21 protein-coding genes are annotated in these 19,507 nt (G+C 37.9%); 7 read left to right on the forward strand and 14 right to left on the reverse strand.

Annotation, left to right across the window (positions count from 1 at the left end; genetic code table 11):
* Positions 1 to 11: 11 nt before the first annotated feature.
* From KQI49_RS02405 to KQI49_RS02415, 3 genes are all read right to left on the reverse strand, one after another.
* Entirely contained in the window at positions 12 to 1,154 is a 1,143-nt protein-coding gene (locus KQI49_RS02405) for a CaiB/BaiF CoA transferase family protein (RefSeq protein ID WP_216486496.1), read from the reverse strand.
* Positions 1,155 to 1,175: 21 nt separating this feature from the next.
* Positions 1,176 to 2,324: an acyl-CoA dehydrogenase family protein gene (locus KQI49_RS02410; protein WP_216486498.1), complete on the reverse strand. Its 1,149-nt coding sequence runs from the start codon at positions 2,322 to 2,324 to the stop codon at positions 1,176 to 1,178.
* Positions 2,325 to 2,405: 81 nt separating this feature from the next.
* Positions 2,406 to 3,173: a 3-hydroxyacyl-CoA dehydrogenase gene (locus KQI49_RS02415; RefSeq protein WP_216486500.1), complete on the reverse strand. Its 768-nt coding sequence runs from the start codon at positions 3,171 to 3,173 to the stop codon at positions 2,406 to 2,408.
* 183 nt (positions 3,174 to 3,356) lie between these two features.
* Between KQI49_RS02415 and KQI49_RS02420 the strand changes: the two genes are divergently transcribed.
* Positions 3,357 to 5,186, forward strand: a complete 1,830-nt coding sequence (locus KQI49_RS02420) for a S9 family peptidase (protein ID WP_216486502.1) — start codon at positions 3,357 to 3,359, stop codon at positions 5,184 to 5,186.
* Positions 5,187 to 5,340: 154 nt separating this feature from the next.
* Entirely contained in the window at positions 5,341 to 6,219 is an 879-nt protein-coding gene (locus tag KQI49_RS02425) for a GNAT family N-acetyltransferase (protein ID WP_216486503.1), read from the forward strand.
* A 42-nt stretch (positions 6,220 to 6,261) separates the two neighbouring features.
* On the opposite strand, the gene KQI49_RS02430 is transcribed toward KQI49_RS02425, so the two are convergent.
* Positions 6,262 to 8,610, reverse strand: a complete 2,349-nt coding sequence (locus tag KQI49_RS02430) for a nitric-oxide reductase large subunit (RefSeq protein WP_253286623.1) — start codon at positions 8,608 to 8,610, stop codon at positions 6,262 to 6,264.
* Positions 8,611 to 9,033: 423 nt separating this feature from the next.
* Here KQI49_RS02430 and KQI49_RS02435 point away from each other — a divergent pair, with 423 nt between their 5' ends.
* Positions 9,034 to 9,357 (forward strand): hypothetical protein, encoded by a 324-nt coding sequence (locus KQI49_RS02435; protein ID WP_216486505.1) that lies wholly within the window; start codon positions 9,034 to 9,036, stop codon positions 9,355 to 9,357.
* A gap of 72 nt (positions 9,358 to 9,429) precedes the next feature.
* Here KQI49_RS02435 and KQI49_RS02440 read toward each other — a convergent pair whose 3' ends face one another.
* The 8 genes from KQI49_RS02440 to KQI49_RS02475 form a co-directional block, all read right to left on the reverse strand.
* Positions 9,430 to 10,122: an OmpA family protein gene (locus tag KQI49_RS02440; RefSeq protein WP_216486506.1), complete on the reverse strand. Its 693-nt coding sequence runs from the start codon at positions 10,120 to 10,122 to the stop codon at positions 9,430 to 9,432.
* Positions 10,112 to 11,947: a MotA/TolQ/ExbB proton channel family protein gene (locus KQI49_RS02445; protein ID WP_216486507.1), complete on the reverse strand. Its 1,836-nt coding sequence runs from the start codon at positions 11,945 to 11,947 to the stop codon at positions 10,112 to 10,114. Before KQI49_RS02445 ends, KQI49_RS02440 begins: the two co-directional genes overlap by 11 nt.
* Before the next feature lie 138 nt (positions 11,948 to 12,085).
* Positions 12,086 to 12,733: a hypothetical protein gene (locus KQI49_RS02450; protein ID WP_216486508.1), complete on the reverse strand. Its 648-nt coding sequence runs from the start codon at positions 12,731 to 12,733 to the stop codon at positions 12,086 to 12,088.
* A gap of 41 nt (positions 12,734 to 12,774) precedes the next feature.
* Positions 12,775 to 13,239: an NUDIX hydrolase gene (locus KQI49_RS02455; RefSeq protein ID WP_216486510.1), complete on the reverse strand. Its 465-nt coding sequence runs from the start codon at positions 13,237 to 13,239 to the stop codon at positions 12,775 to 12,777.
* Between the two features lie 69 nt (positions 13,240 to 13,308).
* Complete coding sequence (locus tag KQI49_RS02460) at positions 13,309 to 13,800, reverse strand: hypothetical protein (protein WP_216486512.1); 492 nt, start codon at positions 13,798 to 13,800, stop codon at positions 13,309 to 13,311.
* Positions 13,793 to 14,011, reverse strand: coding sequence for a helix-turn-helix transcriptional regulator (locus KQI49_RS02465; RefSeq protein WP_216486514.1), 219 nt, complete (start codon positions 14,009 to 14,011; stop codon positions 13,793 to 13,795). The genes KQI49_RS02460 and KQI49_RS02465 overlap by 8 nt, the downstream gene beginning before the upstream one ends.
* A gap of 120 nt (positions 14,012 to 14,131) precedes the next feature.
* The gene (locus KQI49_RS02470) at positions 14,132 to 14,812 is read right to left on the reverse strand and encodes a hypothetical protein (protein ID WP_216486516.1); all 681 of its coding nucleotides are present in this window, start codon (positions 14,810 to 14,812) and stop codon (positions 14,132 to 14,134) included.
* Positions 14,813 to 14,834: 22 nt separating this feature from the next.
* Complete coding sequence (locus KQI49_RS02475; protein ID WP_216486519.1) at positions 14,835 to 15,083, reverse strand: hypothetical protein; 249 nt, start codon at positions 15,081 to 15,083, stop codon at positions 14,835 to 14,837.
* A gap of 141 nt (positions 15,084 to 15,224) precedes the next feature.
* Here KQI49_RS02475 and KQI49_RS02480 point away from each other — a divergent pair, with 141 nt between their 5' ends.
* The gene (locus KQI49_RS02480) at positions 15,225 to 15,434 is read left to right on the forward strand and encodes a hypothetical protein (protein WP_216486521.1); all 210 of its coding nucleotides are present in this window, start codon (positions 15,225 to 15,227) and stop codon (positions 15,432 to 15,434) included.
* A 35-nt stretch (positions 15,435 to 15,469) separates the two neighbouring features.
* On the opposite strand, the gene KQI49_RS02485 is transcribed toward KQI49_RS02480, so the two are convergent.
* Positions 15,470 to 16,009: a hypothetical protein gene (locus KQI49_RS02485; RefSeq protein ID WP_216486522.1), complete on the reverse strand. Its 540-nt coding sequence runs from the start codon at positions 16,007 to 16,009 to the stop codon at positions 15,470 to 15,472.
* A 207-nt stretch (positions 16,010 to 16,216) separates the two neighbouring features.
* Here KQI49_RS02485 and KQI49_RS18850 point away from each other — a divergent pair, with 207 nt between their 5' ends.
* Positions 16,217 to 16,294, forward strand: a complete 78-nt coding sequence (locus tag KQI49_RS18850; RefSeq protein ID WP_371817513.1) for a putative holin-like toxin — start codon at positions 16,217 to 16,219, stop codon at positions 16,292 to 16,294.
* A 255-nt stretch (positions 16,295 to 16,549) separates the two neighbouring features.
* Here KQI49_RS18850 and KQI49_RS02490 read toward each other — a convergent pair whose 3' ends face one another.
* The gene (locus tag KQI49_RS02490) at positions 16,550 to 17,149 is read right to left on the reverse strand and encodes a pyroglutamyl-peptidase I (protein WP_216486523.1); all 600 of its coding nucleotides are present in this window, start codon (positions 17,147 to 17,149) and stop codon (positions 16,550 to 16,552) included.
* Positions 17,150 to 17,557: 408 nt separating this feature from the next.
* On the opposite strand from KQI49_RS02490, the gene KQI49_RS02495 reads away from it, so the two are divergent.
* Together KQI49_RS02495 and KQI49_RS02500 are read left to right on the forward strand one after the other, a co-directional pair.
* The gene (locus KQI49_RS02495; RefSeq protein ID WP_253286624.1) at positions 17,558 to 18,694 is read left to right on the forward strand and encodes a YibE/F family protein; all 1,137 of its coding nucleotides are present in this window, start codon (positions 17,558 to 17,560) and stop codon (positions 18,692 to 18,694) included.
* Complete coding sequence (locus KQI49_RS02500) at positions 18,691 to 19,464, forward strand: YibE/F family protein (protein WP_216486524.1); 774 nt, start codon at positions 18,691 to 18,693, stop codon at positions 19,462 to 19,464. The genes KQI49_RS02495 and KQI49_RS02500 overlap by 4 nt, the downstream gene beginning before the upstream one ends.
* The last annotated feature ends 43 nt before the right edge of the window (positions 19,465 to 19,507 follow it).

Raw genomic sequence — 19,507 nt, forward strand, 5'->3', positions numbered from 1 at the left:
ATATGAATAGATTAGTCTAAAGATGTTTTAATGTAATGTGGGTGCACAAATTCATTTGTATGCTGACCTAATTTTGGTGCTGGTTGTTTAAGTTTTGGTGGGGTTCTTGAAAGTTTAATTGGATTAGCAACCACTTTTGTGGATTTTCCTTCATGGTGAATCGATTGAATCATTTGTCGCGCGATTACTTGCGGATTCTTTGTCATATCTTTTAACGTTAAAACAGGTGTCACGCAAGCTTCTACATCTGAGAAAAATGCTGTCCATTCATCTAGGGTTTTTTCAGAGATGATTTTTTGAATCTCGTATTTTAAACGATGTTGTTCGCGGATAGGCGCTTCTAATAATGGGACAAAATCTTCGCGACCAATTTTCACGCAAAACTTTTCCCAGAACTTAGGCTCTAAGGCGCCAACAGATAAATATTTTTCATCTTTTGTCTCGTAAACTGCATAGCAAGCGCGTCCACCATTTAACATCTCCTTCCCACGCACAGCAACCTCCCCTCCCGTTAATAGATTTGGCAATACCGATTGTAGCCATGATATAACGCCGTCTAGCATTGAAATATCAATGAATTGACCTTCACCAGAATTTCCGCGTTCATATAGGGCTAGTAATATACCAATCGCTGCGGGTAATGCACCACCTCCTATATCAGCAATTTGAGTTGCTGGAATAACGGGATCCCCGTTCTCATGCCCCATTAAATCAAGTAAACCGGCATAGCTTAAATAATTTATATCATGACCTGGATGATTGGCATATGGCCCGTCTTGTCCGTAGCCTGTAATCGAACAATAGATTAATTGTGGGTTTCGTTTTTTTAAAATGTCATAATTTAATCCAAGTCTTTCCATTACACCAGGTCGAAACGACTCCACGAACACATCTGTTTCGTCAATCATTTTTAATAGAGTGTCTTTACCGACTTTTGATTTTAAATTAAGACAGACGCTTTTTTTATTGCGATTTAACGAGTGAAACATCGCGCTGTTTTTATCGACAAGTGGTTCAAATTTTCTAGCATAGTCGCCTATTTTTGGCTCCTCGATTTTGATGACGTCCGCACCAAAATCTGCCAGGATCATAGTGCAATAGGGACCTGGAAGCAACCGGGTTAAATCAAGGACTTTTACAGATTGGAGCGGCAAAACACTTCCTCCTCTTCTAGATTAAAGCTTCATTTGTTTAGCAATAATCGTTTTCATGATTTCATTTGATCCTGCGTAAATTGATGAGACGGCAACATCACGATACCGTCTAGCAATCTCGTATTCTTCCATATAACCATAACCTCCATGGAGTTGAAGACATTCAGCAGCTACTTTTTTAGCCAAATCCGTCGTCCACCACTTGGCCATGGACACTTCACTAACGATATCTTTCTCTTCCATATGGGCTTCAATCAATTGATCCACAAACGTTCTGCCAATTTGGATTTCTGTCTTTAATTCAGCTAATTTGAATTGGGTATTTTGAAATTGGCTGATCGGTTTACCGAATGCTTCTCGCTGTTTACCGTAATCAATCGTTTCTTCAAGCATTAGTTCACATGAAGCCATCGCTTGAATGGCGACTAGCAATCGTTCCTGCTGGAGATGGTTCATTAAGTAGTAAAACCCTTTTCCCGCCTCACCAAGTAAATTGTTAGCGGGAACGCGCGCGTATTCAAAAATTAATTCGCTCGTATCGTTGGCATGTTGGCCTAGTTTTCTTAACTTTTTCCCTTTTGTATAGCCTGGTGTACCTGCTTCGACGACAAATAAGCTCAGGCCCCGGTGTGGTGGATCTGCTTCCGGATCGGTTCGGCAGACGACCACAGCAATATCAGCGGAGTGACCGTTTGTGATAAATGTTTTTTCTCCATTTAAAATATATTCATCGCCGTCCTTAACCGCAGTCGTCTTTACCGCCGCTAAATCGGAACCGACATCGGGTTCAGTCATGGCGATAGCTGAAATGAGGTCCCCACTAATCGCACCTGGCAGCCAGCGTTCCTTTTGTTCCTCGGTACCTAACTCTTCAATATAAGGTATCACGATGTCATTATGAAGGCTAAAGCCAACCATACCGACACTAATTCGGTCAAATTCTTCGGATAGAACTACAGAATAACCGAAATCAGCATTCAAACCACCATACTTTTCATCAACTTGTGGACATAAAAATCCTTGTTCACCAACCTTTTTCCAAAATGAACGGGGGATTTCCTTACTCGCTTCCCATTCGTCGATGTAGGGGGCTGCTTCTTTTTCCAGAAATTGTTTTAACGAGCGTCTAAACATCTCATGTTCTTCTTTTAAAAATGATCTAGGTAACATTTGCTCACCTCTTATTAATTTGCTTATTGGGAAACGCTTTCATTTTTTTCTATAGACCATTAACAATATGGAAACGACTGCTTATTTAGGTTGCATTCGGATTGTTCCATCAAGGCGAATCACTTCCCCGTTCAGCATAGGATTCTCGATTATACTCTCGACCAGTTGTCCATATTCACTTGGATGACCAAGCCGCGACGGAAAAGGTGTCATTTTACCTAATGCATCTTTCGCTTTTTCAGGTAAAGAAGCAAAAAGTGGCGTGCTAAATATCCCTGGTGCTATTGTCATCACCCGTATGCCATGTTCTGCCAGATCTCTTGCAAGCGGAAGCGTCATTCCAATAATACCACCCTTCGAAGCACTGTAAGCCGCTTGACCAACTTGCCCGTCAAATGCTGCAACCGATGCTGTATTAACGATCACTCCTCTTTCCCCGTTTTTGTCAGGATCGTTGTTAGACATTTTTTCAACAGCTAGACGGATGACATTAAACGTACCGATAAGATTGACATTGATGACTCTGTAAAATGCCTCTAAACTGTGTGGCCCCTTTCTTCCTAGCGTTTTCTTCGCTTCAGCTACACCTGCACAGTTAACAACAATATGTATATTACCTAGCTGGCTGGTTGTCTTTTCAATAGCAGACTGCACACTTGATTCACTTGTTACATCTGTTTCAATGAATAAAAAGTCATCTCCAAACTCGTTTTCAAGAGCAGTCGCCTTTTCTTTGTTCAAATCAAAAGCAGCTACTTTAGCCCCTTTTGAAATCGCTATTCGCGCCGTTGCTTCACCTAAACCGGAAGCTCCGCCGGTCACGATGAGATGTTTATTTTTTAATTGCAAATAGATTCCCCCCTCATAATGATATTTCGGACTTTTCAGTTTATTATATTTTAAGCATTTGTAGTGTAAATGTCAATTAGCAATGTGTATTAGTTTTTAACTTTAACTTTCGATATTTAAAAAAGGATTTTTATGGCTAGTGGAAGAATATATATGTATCCCAATTACAGAGGAGTGAATGATTTGAAAAGTAATATTAACCAAAAGATTGTAAAGCCGCAACGCTATACTATTGAGCAGTTTATGATGACCGAGAGCCTTCTTAACGTTTCCATATCACATGATGATCAAACTATTTTATATGGGAGTGACAAATCGGGAATATATAATGCTCATGCAATTGATGTGAATGGAAAGGTATCACAGCAGCTCACATTTTCGAAAGACAATCTAATTTTACCAATAACTTATTTTCCCGACAGCAAGAACCGTTTTCTATACGAAAGTGATCAAGGCGGCAATGAAATAACGCATATTTATCTTCAAGATGAAAATGGGCATGTGACAGACTTAACGCCTGATAATAACGAAAAAGCATTTTTTTATAAATGGAGTGACGATCAAACATCCTTTTTTTATGAATCTAATAAACGTGATGAACGATTTATGGATCTTTATGAAATGGATAACAAAACATGGAACTCTAAAATGTTATTTCAGAATGAAGACGGGTTTGAAATTCGCAATATATCACCTGACAAGAAATATATTGCTTTACATAAACCAATCACATCGAATAATTCGGACATGTATGTTTACTCTAAAGAAAAAGGAATAGAGCATTTATCGCCACATGATGATGACGTCCAGTTCATCCCTCTCGCATTTACTAAAGAGACAACAGATTTATATTTTCTTACAGATGAAAATCATGAGTTTTTATATTTGAAGCGAATAAATTTGGAAACAAGAGAAGTTGAAACCGTAGCAAAGGAAGAATGGGATATTGTGCTTGCAAAGTTCTCACCTCAATTTAATTATCTTCTCTATGCGATTAATAATAATGGAAGTGTAGAGATTAAAGTTGTAGATACAACCACCTTTGAACCTATCGACATGAACGATTTTCCAAGTGGCCAAATTAGTAGCATAAGTATTTCTCACAGTGAAAAATTAATGGCTTTTCTTCTTAACAGCAGCCATTCACCAGCGAATTTATATGTGTATCATTTTGAATCAAAAGAGATTCATTGTTTAACAGATACATTAAACTCTGAGATTAACAAAGATGACTTAGTGGAAGCTGGAGTCATCCACTATCCATCTTTTGACGGGTTATCCATCCCCGCCATTTATTATCAACCACATTTAAATGAAAATAAAAAAGTCCCTGCGCTTGTTTTTGTCCATGGCGGGCCAGGTGGACAGTCGATGGTTGATTATAATCCTTTATTTCAATATCTCGCCAACCAGGGGTATGCCATTCTAGCTGTTAATAATCGTGGCAGCTCTGGGTATGGAAAAACATTTTTCAAAGCTGCTGACAAAAAGCATGGAGAAGTCGATTTAGCAGACTGCATCGAAGGTAAGAAATTTCTGAAAGAAACCGGTAAGATTGACGAAGATAGAATTGGCATAATCGGAGGAAGCTATGGAGGTTTTATGGTTCTTGCTGCCTTGGCATTTGAGCCTGACTCTTTTAAAATTGGCGTTGATATTTTCGGAGTTTCCAACTGGGAACGCACATTAAAAGAAATTCCTGCTTGGTGGGAATCAATGCGCGATGTTCTTTATAAAAAGATCGGTGATCCCTATCAAGAAACAGACTATATCCGTAGTATATCACCACTTTTTCATGCTAAAAATATTACCAAGCCTCTTATTGTATTACAAGGAGCCAATGACCCACGTGTATTAAAAGTGGAATCCGATGAAATCGTTGAGGCTGTCCGCGAAAATAGTGTGCCTGTCGAATATATCGTCTTTGATGATGAAGGACATGGCTTCACCAAACGAAAAAATCAGATTGAAGGTTATGAAGCCGTAAAAGAATTTCTAGATCATTATTTATAATACGAATTGAGATTTTCAACTTTAAAGGTAACTGGGATTGTAAACCAGTTACCTTTTTTAATATACTAAGTTGTGTGAATGATAGTATACATATTAATTTTCTTTTAAATTTAGCATACTACTTTTACAGACAACAAAGCTTGAGGTGATTCAATTGGAATATACAATTAGACGGTTAAACGCAGATGATCAGCCACTTGTTAATAAAATGGATACGGGTATACAAGATGATTATGTCCTTCATGTTTTCGAACACTTAATTCGTGAAGATGTTCTTTATGGACTTTTTATTAATAATCAACTTGCCATCTTAGGCGGTTATTCAATCTATGGTGGTTCATACGCGATGTTGGGCAGATTAAGAAGCGATCGACGATTCAGGGGACAGGACTTGGGTTCGAAACTGATGTTATATGTGATAGATGAAGCTTTTCGAGATGAACGAATTCACTGGGTAGGAGCGAATACGCAGGAAGATAACTTACCTGCCCGGCGTGTATTGACAAAACTTGGGCTTACTCCAATAGAGACATTACACGGAGCCATTACAAAAAATACTAATATGCTAGAATCGGGTGCAGAGCCTTGGAATAAGATTCCAAATCTATCACGAAAAAAAGAATGGCTTGAAAAAATGTTTATCCAATCCGGTGCACTTTTTCCTTATGAATGCTATTATCCTTTTCCAGCAACATGGTCACTCTTTAAGAATGAAGAAATCGCTGAATGGAACTTTTATGAAAATCCTTCTCAAACGAGATGCCTTATTACAAAAGCTGATCGAAAAGGTCATCATTACTTGCATGTTATTTATCCGTGGAGCGACTTGACGCAGCAAGAAGGATTGTGGGAGACGGTTTCTCGTGATTATCACGATTTATTAATACAGACTCAAGATGAAGAAAGAGAGACGTATATTTGGAAAGACTTGACGAAAGATGAAATAACCTTGTTACCTGATCACCATGAATTCGAGTTGCCTTCTGCATGGATTTTACATGGGATGAGCCGTGATGAATGGATGGAAAGGTAAAATGATAAATTAAGGCAGCCATCATGAGGCTGCCTTATTCTATCATTCTTCTGGAATCTCATCTCCACCTTTATACGCAGGTTTTTTAAGATGGAACATGAGTTTGATGCAATAGATTACTAGAATAACAACACCGATAAGGAAGATGGTATCCGGTACAGCACGGACGAGTAATAAATTTTGAATAATGTCTTGTTGTAAAAATTCACTTGTCCGGGAAGCCCAGTAGCCATTCACAAAGGATTCTTTTAATTGAATAAATCCGATGGGGGTCAAGGCGACAAAAACCATGCCGAATAAGCCAATGTTCAATAACCAGAAAGACCATTTCAACCAAGTATCATTCCATTTTTCAGGTTTGACGACATTTCTTAAAGAGTAAATGAGTACTGCAATCGCGAACATACCATACACCCCCATCATCGCCGCGTGCGCATGCGCCGGTGTTAGTTGCTGACCGTGTTCGAAGTAATTGACGGCAGGAAGATTAATTAAGAAACCGGTAACCCCTGCCCCCACGATATTCCAAAGTGAAGTCGCAATCAAAAACCAAAATGTTAATTTATATGGAAATTTCACGCCACCTTCTCGCAACATTTTATATTGATCATATGCCTCTAAAACGAGCAGTGTGAGCGGAATAATTTCTAAAGCGCTAAACACAGCACCAACAGCAATCCAAGCTTCGGGTGATCCATTATAATAATAATGGTGACCAATGCCCAGCACACCGGTTCCTAATAAAAGGATAATTTGGAAATAAAACATTCTCACTACGGATGACTTGGTAACTAATTTCATATTGACAAGCATGTAACCAATAATAACAACGGCGAACACTTCAAAGATCCCTTCAACCCAGAGATGGACAACCCACCAACGCCAGTAGTCTGACATAGTGAAGCTGATATCAGGTTTAATGAAAAAGGCAAATGCATAAAAAGCAGGTACAGCAATCGATGCGTAAAAGAGTAAGTGAATGAGTCCCCCTTTATCACGTTCTTTTTTCAATCCATTTCGAATGCCACGGAACAGGATAAAGAGCCAAATAGCCATACCGATAAAGAAAGCAATTTGCCAAATGCGTCCAAGTTCCAAATACTCCCAACCTTGATGGCCAAATAAGAACCATAAATTGCCTAAATAACCGTTAATGCCTAACCATTCACCAACCATTGAGCCACCAACAACGACTATCAAGGCCCAGAATAAAATATCGACAAGCATCCCTTGGCGTTTAGGTTCAAGTCCACCGACATTCGGTGCGAGATAAATACCCATACCAAGCCAAGCCGTGGCAATCCAGAAAATAGCTAACTGAAGATGATAGCCTTTGGTGACTCCGAATGGTAATAATTCATAAATCCATTTAATTCCAAAAAACGAATCAGGTTCTGTATAATAATGGGCCAGTAAGGCACCAAACATGACTTGCACGAAAAACATCAGAACAACAATTAGGAAAAATTTTGCTGATTTTACTTGTGACACGGACACTTTTTTGTTTTCCAAATTATAAACAGGATAATTTCCTGGTGTAAAAGCAGCTTTCATACCAAACCGATATTTATAAAAGATATATAAGACAACAGCTATCATGAGACCTAAAATTGTAAAACTTAAGCCCGTCCATAATATGGCGGAATAAGACATTGTATTGCCCGCATCTTCATAAAAAGGCCAGTTGTTCGTATAAGAAATTGTGTCGTCGATCCGGTTAGTGCTGGATAGCCATGCTGACCAAAAGTAGAAATCTGAAATTTGATCAATCTGGTCCCCTTCAGCCACGTAAGCACGACTGGTTTCCGGAAGATGAGACTCATCTATGAACCCAGCTTTCAAGCCCCATCCATCGCCATTTTTAAATATATTGCGGTAATAATCTTCAACTTGACCAATCCCATAAGCTTGCGCATCTGTCACGTAAAGTTTATCTTCATTTTCGTTATATCTATTTTCGCGCATTTCAGTAATGACTTGATCTTTTATGATTGCTTTTTCTTCGCTACCTAAATCATTAAATGTCTGATTATATTTCTCCTTGGCTTTAAAATCTTGCATACCTTCAGTATAGACTTTAAGGGCTTCAGCTGTATAATCTGGACCCATGTAAGAACCATTGCCAAGCACGGTTCCGTAATCCATTAACCCATATTTTTGAAAAACAGCTTGGCCACCTTTTATCGTTTCACTTGTCATTAATACGTCGCCATCTGCATTAACAACGTCTGAAGGAATGGGCGCCTGATTTTTAAATATCCAAAATCCCCCGACGATCAGCGCTGTAAAACTTAAGGCCAAAACAAGAATGGTGATTGTTTTTAACAATCCATTTACTGTTGTTGGATTTCCATTTTGAGAACTTAATTTGCTTTTTTTAGTTGGAAGCATTTGAACCATCCTCTCTTTATGTTATTTATTTCACATGCATGTATGTGTTTTTTCTTAATTAAAATATGCTCTTTTTTTTTGTACGATTCTTTGACCTATGTCAAAATTTAATAGTGTGGTAGAGTAATCGTAAAAAGAGTTAATAATTTAGACAAATTTACAGACAAAAAAGCACCCTGCTTTTACAAGATGCTTGGAACATCATGATTATAGGGTTGCGTCAGCTTGATGAACACAACTTTTATAGATGGATTATCAATAAATCTCGGTCGTCATCAACTTAAATGAGCGAGCATTAAATAAACTATATACAAGCCACTTTAATCTTTTATGGTACAATCATTTCAACTGTGAAAATAACTGTATTTCAGGTGATTTGTACGTATGCAACTGGCTAATGGGAGAGAAGGGAGAGTTTCATGAATGAAGAAAACAATTTATTGTGAAGAATGTTCAGGAGTAATACATAATAAAGAAGATTTAGTGGTGGCGCAGTTTCGGATGGATGTTATTCCTTTCCATGAAGATTGTTACGCGAGAGAACTGAAAGGCCCGAAAGCCATATATATAAGAAACAAGCCGATTAACGGGGTTTCAGGAAACTTTTCCACATTTATGTTTTTCTTGTTAGGACTCGGTATTCTTATATTTGGAGTCGGCGACATAAAGTATTTTTCAATCGTTACAATTATCCCGATTGGAATCAGGTTATATTCGTATATTATGTTTGAACGTCATTTAGATTAAACATTGAAAATCCATATAAATATAAAAAATCCGCGTTAACTCGCTCACACCAAGTTATCGCGGATGTTAATATTACTCACCCAGTAACTCTCTCGTTTTATCCAATATTTCCTCATCTTTCAAACGGAATTTAAATTCCACTCGACGCGAGTCTTCAGCACTATAATTTCCTTTATCATCCGTCCGGAAATCGGAGAAAGATTTACTGTTGACCGTTAATTTTTCTTCCAACTGTTCCTGTATATTTTTGTACGCAAAATCATCACTTAAAATATAAGCTGCGACACTATAGGCCCTGTCTTGTGCCAATTCCAAATTATAAAGAAAATCGCCATCGCGATCAGTGTGGCCTTCAATAATCACTTCAGCGACATAATCGTCATAACCGCTTTCTAATAAAATATCCAAATACTTCGGGACAAATTCATCTAGGAATGAAAAGGACTCTTTCTTTAAATCATCGTCATCATATGCAAATAAAATCTCTGTATTAAATATAATTGCGCCTGTTTTTTCATCAACTTCAATCCCGTACGATGAATCACTGAATTCTGTTTTTAAATCGGTAATAATTTGTGAACGGACTCCCATAATTTGATCAATGGTTCGTTTCATTTCTTTAATTTGCAATGATTTGATTACCATCATGATAATGAATATGAGCATAAAGCAGAGCAAAATCGTCGTTAATAAATCAGTAAATGACGGCCAAAATTGTCCCTCTTCCTCTTCGTTCTTAAACAGCTTTTGATATTTAGTATTCATCGCGGCTCATCCCGATTCCACGGCTCATTGGGACGGTTTGAGCTTGTTGCCCCAACCGCTCTAATTGTCGATTGAGCGTGACGATTTCCCGTCCTAAATCCTGCAACAACTGCTGTGTTGCGCGGGCATGGTTTTGCTGAACATCTTCAGCTTGCCGGCGCATATCAGACATATCTCGTTTAATGAGACCACTTGCTTGATTCATAGAATCACCGATGTTTCGGCTGACCCCGTCCAGTTTTTGACCGAGTGTACCTTCCAAATTAGCGACATAACTCGCGAGCGTATCTTTTAATACATCCACACTTGCTTCTAATTGACGATCGCGGTTATTATAATTTTGATTCACTTGAGACACCATTTGATTAATATCTGTGATCAGTTGATTATTCTTTGCAGCCATTTGATCAAATGTTGACGTCGCTTCTTGTATCCGACGGTCAAAATTTTCTGATTCGGTGGTATGTTTTTTCAGATGATTGTTAAAGGTTCGGTTGAATTCTTTTAAATCATCGAGCCGATCTGTAAGCAATGTTTTATTTTCAGCTTGTGTTTGATTAATCATGTATAAAGCGTCCGGAAGCGTGCCAATTGACTGTCCAACTTGATCAAATCCTTTGTTCAAATCGCCAAGATACGTTTTTATCCCCGACAGTTCAGCACTTAATTCAGTTCCAAATATGTCTTTAAACGTTTTATTATGTGCGGCCATCGTATTGACCAATTCTTTATTTTCATTTTTAATGTCAGCTAGTGCCGCGTGAACCTCTTCTTGTTCAGTTAACAGTGACGTTGTGAAGTTTTTCAACTCTTCGACGGATTCTTCAAAAGTGCCCAAGTTTTCCACTTGCGCTTGAGAAACCTCTTGGATTTGCTTAGCCGTTACTTCAAATGATTCAATAAGCCGTTCATTACGGCGATCCGCTTTCTTAAAATAAGTGAACAGCGACTTGAAATTTTTATTAAGCTCGTTTGTTCCTTCTGAAAATCCATCGGTTACAGCTTTCATTTGTTGAAACAACTCTTGAAAATGTCCCAAGTTTTCTGTCAGGCCTTCATTAAATACTGCCAAATCCTTAGCCGATTGCTCAAGGCCAGCGGTGTAATCTTTAAAACCAGTGAATGATTCCTCAATACTTTGCAGAGATTTTTGATTTGTTTTTTGCAAGTTTTGGATTGATTGATTAATCATCTCGGCCACGTCGATCATACGGTTCATCCCTTGCTGTTCGTGTCCTTCAAGATGTGATTCCACCGAGAGCATTAAATCGGTCAACATATATTCCGTGTTGAACGCTTTTACAAGCACTGTCATAATGAGTGAAAAGCCCATGCCGACTATACTTGTGTAAAACGCGACGTCAATTCCAGATAAAACCCCTGTCACATTTTCAACGAGTTGATCCTCGGCTGTATTGATGCTTCCTAAGGAAATCGTTAAGCCGATAAACGTTCCGAGTACACCAAGTAAAATGAAAACAGAAACTGTCATCTGGACTAATTTAATCAAGCTCACGGCTGGTACATTAAACACACGCCAGCTTGAAAATTTTTCTTGAACAAACGTTTCGACTTTGACAGATTCATCTGCCTGCCTCTTATTGAAGTCATCTTTCATCCCGTGCAGCGGCTCAATATCCATCCGTCCAGTATCCTGTAAGTAATTGCGCACCTTGCGAAACTTCGTAAATAAGATAATATGAACTATACCCGCAACCACAAAAAGAAGAAATAACGCCATAAATATAAATTCAATCAACGGATTGGCTAACATCATTTCAGCTTTTTCCGTACTTGTAAAAAGTTCGAGAATGGATTGTACCATGATGTCTCCCCCTAAGAAAAGTAATCCTGCCTAGTGCAATAGCACCTTTCTTTATAGATATTCGGGGCTTGACCAAATCATGAATTTTAATTTTACTTTTAGAATTGCGATTGAAAATAACCTAAAGAGTTAAACTTCTCACTCCTTAGGCTTAGATGGCGACAGTGTATAGGACCATGACCAGATAAAATCGACAATAAATACGATTCCCCAAATCATGCCGACTGCATAAACAGCCTCATTTGGATAGGGGGATTCCTCAGGCGTGCCCTCTTCGATCCATGACAGATCTTTGAGATAACCTATGAGCTCTTCAAAATCCTTTGTTCCATACATCCAGAAAATCGATTGAACGATAACAAACAAGGTCAAATGAATCAAAGAACTCCGACGATATTTTTTAGCCAAATACTTTGGATCCTTGTTTCTTTCGATAATGCGATAATCTTTTTCTGTCAAAAGCTCTATCCCACGCCAACCACCAATCTTTTCTCGCATCCAGCGATCCAATTTCAAGAAATCAAAAACGCCAAATGTACAGGCATATATTAAAAACAGAGCAATGACGATTTGAAATGTAGAGATTTCACCTGTAGATTGATAAATTATCAATGCTAGAACAGCTTCTAAAAATAAAAACCCTAAAAATACACCGATGAAAAGTCTGCTCACTTTCTTCCTATCCAAAAAATAACGAACAATCCCAAATAGTAATAAAGCAATGACTGACAATACTTCTAAAGAAATAAAAATCTCCCATTGATATGCTATGAGACTATTTAACACGTGACCCACCACCAATTTATTATGAATGAAAATTCAAGATTTCACTGCTTTACCACCATATGTTTCGGATAATTCGGGATATGTCTTAATTCTACTTTTAAAAATTCAGGGTACATAGTGACTGCCTCCAGTTCGTTAAGTGGCATCCATTTATAAATGAATTTTTCACCTTCAATCCCGAAAAATTCCTGAGCCTGAATCTCGTATTGTTCAGCTGAAGAAATAAGATAGTAAAAACCAAGTTCATGAAAATTCTTACTATTATAGGTGAAAAAATTCTCTACGGTCCATAGCAATCTCTCCACTTTGACCTGAACATCTAGTTCTTCCTTCATTTCCCTTTGCACCGCGTTTTGCGATTCTTCCATGATTTTAACCCGACCACCAGGAAGAGCCCAAAAATCATCGCCGACTATTTTGTGCAAGAGAACGTGGTTGTTCTTTATCCATATCCCAGCTGTTCGAAAGTTGAATACACCTTGATTAGTTTTGAATACCGCATCCATAATAAAACCCTCTTTCCTCGTCAGATCAGCATTTTTTCAAAAAAGCAAACTATGAAAACCATATAAAAATTACAGACCACTCACTTTTGAAAAATTCTTATGAAGTGTATAAAAGTAACTGATCATTTGGATCAACAAGAGAAGTATTACTATTATAATAGGATAATACGGTAATGTATCTTGGATTGTTGGATACATGATCAGTAAACCTGCGGCAATCGGCATCGCGAACATCATAACAACATAAGAACCGCGACATGCTTTTGCCGTTATCATGCGCTCTCTTTCGTCAGTTTCCTTGAACTCCATCGGAAGCATAAATGCCTTCCAGACACTTTTTCGTTCTCTTTTCGTTCGAACGAGTAAATAAATATAAATTGGGGCACAAATGACAAATAATAATAAAAAAGGAAAAGCATTCATCTCAATAGCCCAGGGCGGTTCAGGATTTTCCATAACTTCTACAAACTGTAGTTGAGCATCATACAGCTCAATTAACACCCAACCAAATAATAAAACAGTTACGATATTTAAGATTGCCAGAAAAAATATATTATTCATCCTCTTCCACTCCCTTTGTCAACCAAAAAATATCTTCCATCTTTAAATGGAACACGTTACAAATCTTTAAGGCTAAGGTAAGTGAGGGTGTGTAGTCTCCTTTTTCAATGGCTGCAATAGTCTGCCTAGTTACCCCTACCCGATCACCCAATGACCCTTGAGTCCAGTCAAATCTTGCTCGTAGTTCTTTTACACGATTTTGAAGTTCCATTAAGTCACCTACTAAGATTTACGTTATGTGTATTGTAATGTATGTTTAACATAATGTAAAGCCTAATTAACATAGTGGTAAAAATTTCGGGCAAACTTACTCACATGCCCAGCGCGATGATCAGTTATTCAAAAGATACAACATTTCTCTAGAATCTTCACCATCAGTAATAGTAACATCAAAGCCGCTCATTTCCCCGCCGGCGTTTTGATATTGAGGTGATGGCAGTTTTTCTTTAAAACTTATTTCAAACATCTTTTGTTCCTTCGCGTTTAATTTCAATGTTTCATCTTTAATATTTTGGTTAATAAGATATTTATATTCCCCGAGGTCGCTGTCTTCCTTCAATGCAACCTGAAAACCCACTGAACTTTTTCCATGATTAGTGAAAGTGAATTCACACTGACCTTCCATCATCCCTGAATCATCTATCTCATAACGACAATGACTTTCATCCGGGCCGAATTCTAACGCATAGACCCCTTTTCCAAAGGTGGATTGATAAAGACCAGCAAATAAGTTGGCAGGGATGAACATCCAAACGAGAAAGAAGACGAGGATCACTTTTCCTTTATAATGTTTGGATAGAAAAATCAAACCTATAATTAACAATAATAAAGAAAATAGAGCCGTATAGTGGAATCCCATGTTTCCATCAGACCATGCTGGTACACCAATTAAACCGAGTAACCGATCGCCGACAGGTTCACTATAGATAAATCTCCATTTAAACAAAAAAGCGACTAAAAGCAGTGCAAAACCGGTGACAACAAAGCGTCTCGTCCTCTTTTTTTCTTCCATTCTATCTCCCCCACTGGCTAATTTAAGAGTGTTTTAGCATCCCTATTCCTTTAGGCACAAAATATGCAATGGTTGCTGCCAAAACTGCACCGATGATTGTCGGTATACTGGACGTCCCTACCATTGTTACTTCAGACGACAGTTCCGCACTCATTTCCCAAGCTTCTTCGATATTCGGTAGGTATAAAGATGTTAAAATCAGACCAGAAAGCATTTGGAACACGACAAACAGAAAAATAAAACTGCTTAAAAATAAAATAAAACGTTTCATGCAGACACCTCCGTACTTCTTTCGTTCAGAATACACCAATATCAGGTATCTTTCAAACCTCTTTTCATAAAAACTTGCTAATCCCCTTTTGCATATTTTCTTTATAATCTTCTCATCCTAAAAGCCAAAGGAGTGAATAAAATGCCTAGAAAAAGACAGCAAGACATTGAGGCCAGTCCACATCCCGATGGCCTACGCGAAGGTGTCATGAATGATCCAACCGGTGCCCAGCACGGGATAATCCAAGATACCGATGCAGTTAATCCGCAAGCTATCGCTGAAATCAGAAAACAATCGATGACAAACAAACCAATTAAAGAAGGCCGAGAAAAAGGACCAGACCTCACGTGACTTTCTCACGTAGGGCTGGCCCCCATTTTATTTAATTAAAATTCAATGTTAACATCAATATTTTCTTCTTGCTCCATATCTTCCCAAGAAAACACATGTAAAATCATTTCTAAGTCCTCTTCCATATCAGGTAGGTCGTCCCCTTCAAAGCTTTCGATCGTCAGTACGGCGTCGGCTACTTTTCCACCAGATATTTCTTGACTCATCATCAACATGGATTCATCAACCATTTTTCCATCCGCTGATACTTCCCTTGCTTGAACTTCAACTGTATCATCCATTTTATTCTCTACTTCAAATTTAATGTCGTATTTCTCTTCGTCCCAATCTTTATCCACGATATGCTCAACACTGACTAATGTTGCTTTAACTGAATCGTTGTCAATAATCTCTTTATTAAATTCTTTTACAGCCTCTTCTTCCTCTTCGGTTTCTTCTTCAGCTGCTGCCGCCTCATTTTCTTCATTAGACGATTCAACAGAACTGACATCTTTATCTTGTACCTCTTCACCGTCACAAGCTACCAAACCTGCAATGATTATAAATGATAATAATGCGAATAATATGTTTCTCATTTTAAAACTCCCCTTTAATCTTTAATATAATATCGCCTTACAAATTAAAGATATCAAAAAGGGTGTACAAAATTATGTACTTCTGCAAATTTCAGACTACGAACATATGTTTGTTTATGATATACTTAATAGCACAGACTGGTTTCGCATGAGGGGTAAGGCACATTCTTTCTTTCGGGATAATTCCCCGTGGAGGGGGTGATGCCTATGGACGTTGCTGAAACACTTAGTCTCATGATTGCTTTTGGGACACTTGTGGTGTTAATAATGTCCAATAAAAAATAATCCCTCATGACGTTAGCTAAGCCATTGAGGGATTATTACTCTCAGTGTGCCTTCCCCTCTTGTTGGGGTTGGTCTGTAGAAGCCGTTCCATGTTCCCGCATGGAATGGCTTTTTTAATGTTTTCAGATTGTTTATATCTATGTATAGTATAGCACGGCTGATACGTTTGTAAACTTTTTAAATCCGAACTCCTAGACACCATAGGAGCAAGTGTTTACTCGAAATAACAGTAGCATCTCTTCTTTCATACGAGATTTATAAAGTTTGGATACAGATTTCTATAGCACGATTTAAATCATCTTGAGACCAACTTGGAATTTTCCCGTGTTCGATGGCAAGTTCATGGGAAGCTGGTATATGTATAAATCCTACGGGGATAGACATATCTTGTTTCTTTGTATGGTATAGGCCATGATACATAACATTGTTGCAAAGATACGTTCCAGCTGTATTTGAAATTTCAGCAGGTAGACTTGCGTTGGTTAATTGTTTTACCATTTTTTCAATCGGCAGCTTGGAAAAAATACCATCCTCTCCATCTTGAAAAATCTTTTCACCACTTGGCTTCCACCCTGTATTATCGGCTGGTCCATCATTGCAATTAATTGCAATTCTTTCAGGCGTTAGTTTAAATCTCCCACCAGACAATCCTAACGAAATGATTGCATCTGGCTTGACCTCATTGATTTTCTCTATGAATTGCTTCCCACTTTTTGAGAAATCTACGGATAGAATTTCTCCAACTACCTTGTAGCCGTTGACTTCTTTATTATTAAAATATTTAACGACGTTCATCGTCGGATTGATGGCGTATTTTAAAAATGGTTCAAACCCAGTCAGTAATAACTTTTTCATCTGCCCACATCCTTTGTTGGTTTTTATGTTTATGACCAATTATTCTTCAAACTAAAAGATACTTATTTAAACTAGTACATCAATTTTATCAAATATAGTTTATTAAGCTAGGACAAGGACTATAGATTTCTAGTATTAAGCAAGCTTATTGATGTATACACGTAATTATTTTATGAACGACAAATTTTCGGGATTTTACCTGATTTGTGGGCTTCATCATCTCTAAATACCCAAAAAAGAAAGCCTAGTTCTCTTGTGAGAGATCCACAAGAGAACTGGCATCAACATAAATTATCCAAAGTCTCTTTTTTCCTCAATCGGTTCATCTAGTAGAACACATACTTAATGAATGGTAAGATGGTGCGTATAGGTTGCGTAATTAGGCGTGCTTTTAGGAGAGTGTTTTTGTTGAAGGCTTTGATCAAGACATTTAAACAATTAACGTATAAGCAAATCATCTTTTATATCCTATTGCTCCTTAGCGTGGTCGGTTCACTTGTTTTCGTTTATAATAATTACGCTTTTTACGATCGTCCAATTGCCAAAGTGATTGAGTCTCAGACAGAAGAAACGACTAACGTGACCGATCAATACGGCAATGAAGATACTATGACTATACAAAACATTACAGCTGAATTAAAAAATGGTGAGCAAAAAAAAGAACATATTCAATTAAAAAATGAATATTCAATTACCGGGGCCTACGACCAGCCCCTTGAGACGGGAAATGAACTATTTGTTTCCATTGATAAAGATTCCGTTGGAGAAAAGCAGTTAACAGGTAGCATTACAGACATCAAACGTGATAAATATATCGTGGTAACTGCCTGGATTTTCATTCTCGTTCTCCTACTTGTCGGAAAACGACAGGGGCTGTTCGCAAGTGTCAGTCTAGCTATCAACCTGATTATTTTATCGTATGCCTTGGACCTCAATGTGAAAACGGGAATGAATTTATTATGGATAGCCGCTGTCACAGTCATTTTATTTACGGTCATTTCCTTGTTGTTAGTTAATGGCTTTAATGAAAAAACGTACGCGGCAATTTTGGCCACATTACTTGGGACCTTTAGCTCTCTCTTGATTACTTATATAGCCATGACACTCACGTCTGACACAGGGCTCCACTATGAGGAAATGCAATTTTTAACCCGACCTTATCGATTGGTGTTTTTAGCTGGATTATTCATTGGTTCTCTTGGCGCTGTGATGGATGTGGCGATTACGATGTCATCTGCTATTTTTGAATTATATGAGAAAGATCATCACATTTCTGTCAAAGCGCTGAAAACGTCAGCCCTTGATATTGGAAAAGATATTATGGGAACGATGACGAATATATTGTTTTTTGCTTATATTAGTGGTTCGATGCCCATGCTTATTTTATATTTAAAAAATTATTCACCGCTTGGATTCACTTTATCAATGAATCTGTCATTGGAATTAGCGCGTGCTCTGGCCGGGGGAATCGGCATTGTCTTAACCATCCCGATTGGTTTATATATATCAATATTTTTCGTTAATCGAAAGAGGGCGAAATTATGAATGTCTTACTCTTACTGGCCATCATTTTATTTGTCTTAATGATAGTGATCGGCGGGAGAAAAGGTGCTCGATCTTTTATTTCTTTATTCCTGAATTTTTTAGTTGTTATGTTTGCTGTTTGGATTATGACAGATCCACATACCAATCCGATTATATTAACTATTATCGCTTGTACAATCATAAGCAGCATTAATCTTTTTTACATTAATCAAGTGAATAGTAAAACAATTACGGCTTTCATCGCTACGATTGTGACGATTATTATTTTAATAATATTCATTTATATCATTACTAAAAAAGCGATGATTCAAGGGTTTGGCGAAGAAGAAGTCGATGAAATCAGTATATTTTCTCTTTACCTAGGTGTGGATTTTGTAAAAGTCGGAGCCGCGGTCATTATTATGAGTACAATTGGGGCCATCACAGATGTGTCGATATCAATCACATCCCCAATGCGTGAAGTGTTTAGACACCACCCTAACATTAGTCAAAAGGACTTATTTTTTTCCGGCCTTACAATCGGAAGAGATATTCTCGGTTCCAACACCAACACATTATTTTTTGCCTTTATTGGTGGGTATATGGGACTCCTCTTATGGTTTAAGGATTTGTCCTATTCATTCGGCCAGATTGCCAACTCGAAAGTGTTCAGTGCCGAAATGATTACTATTTTTTGTGCCGGAATTGGGATTGCCTTGATTGTCCCAATTGCTGCTTGGATTAACGCGTTTTATCTTGTAAAGCGACGAGAAAAAGCGAATACCACATAAAGTGAAACTTTAATTAGTGCGGGCCATACAGCCAGTTAATCTG

The sequence above is a fragment of the Virgibacillus sp. MSJ-26 genome (assembly GCF_018918075.1).
GTDB lineage: Bacteria > Bacillota > Bacilli > Bacillales > Amphibacillaceae > MSJ-26.